The 1,058-nt window shown below is 61.4% G+C and carries 2 protein-coding genes; both read left to right on the top strand.

All coding sequences use genetic code 11. The annotated features are described in order from the left end of the window. On the top strand, positions 1–807 hold an 807-nt coding region (locus CO660_RS32350), incomplete at its 5' end, for a carbohydrate ABC transporter permease (RefSeq protein WP_097601890.1). Between the two features lie 3 nt (positions 808–810). Continuing rightward, positions 811–1,058 (top strand): ATP-binding cassette domain-containing protein (locus CO660_RS32355; RefSeq protein WP_141504982.1); only part of this gene is annotated, 248 nt, incomplete at its 3' end.

Below are 1,058 nucleotides of genomic sequence, written 5' to 3' on the forward strand. Positions count from 1 at the left end.
TCGTTCAAGACGATGGACGAGATCCAGAACGGCAACATGCTGGCGCTGCCTGAGGCGCCGACCTTCGATCCCTGGGTCAAGGCCTGGGGCCAGGCCTGCGTCGGGCTGACCTGCGCCGGCATCAAGGGCTACTTCTGGAACTCGATCAAGATGGTGGTGCCAGCGGTCGTGATCTCCACCTTCTTCGGGGCGCTGAACGGCTATGTCCTGACCAAATGGCGTTTTCCCGGCCACACGCTGGTGTTCGGGCTGATGCTGTTTGCCTGCTTCATCCCGTTCCAGTCGGTGCTGTTGCCGATGGCGACCATCCTCGGCTCGCTTGGCCGCTTCGGGGTGACGCTGCAGAACGCCACCGGCTGGAACTTCGGCTTCGGCAATTCGACGGTCAATCTGGTCTTCGTCCACGTCGTCTACGGCCTCGGCTTCACGACGCTGTTCTTCCGCAATTTCTATGAGGCCTTTCCGACCGAGCTGGTGCGCGCCGCCCAGGTCGATGGCGCCAGCTTCTTCCAGATCTTCCGCCGCATCATGTTGCCGAACTCGCTGCCGATCATCGTTGTCACCGTCATCTACCAGTTCACCAACATCTGGAACGACTTCCTGTTTGCCTCGGCCTATGCCGGCACCGGTGACTCCATGCCGATGACGGTGGCGCTCAACAATGTCGTCAACACCTCGACCGGGGTGGTCGAATACAATGTCAACATGGCGGCGGCGATGATCGCGGCCGTTCCGACGCTCATCGTCTATATCCTCGCCGGCCGCTACTTCGTGCGCGGTTTGATGGCGGGCGCAGTCAAAGGATAACCCATGGCTTTCCTGGAAATCTCCGGTCTCAGAAAGCGCTTCGGCGCCGTCGACATCCTCAAGGGTATCGATCTCGAACTCGAAAAGGGCGGCTTCCTGGTGCTGGTCGGCCCGTCCGGCTGCGGCAAGTCGACCCTGCTCAACACCATTGCCGGGCTGGAGACGATCACGTCAGGCGATATCCGCATCGACGGGCGCGCCGTCAACGGCCTGCATCCCTCCAAGCGCGACATCGCCATGGTGTTCCAGTC

The organism is Rhizobium sp. L9 (assembly GCF_002531885.1).
Classification (GTDB): domain Bacteria; phylum Pseudomonadota; class Alphaproteobacteria; order Rhizobiales; family Rhizobiaceae; genus Rhizobium.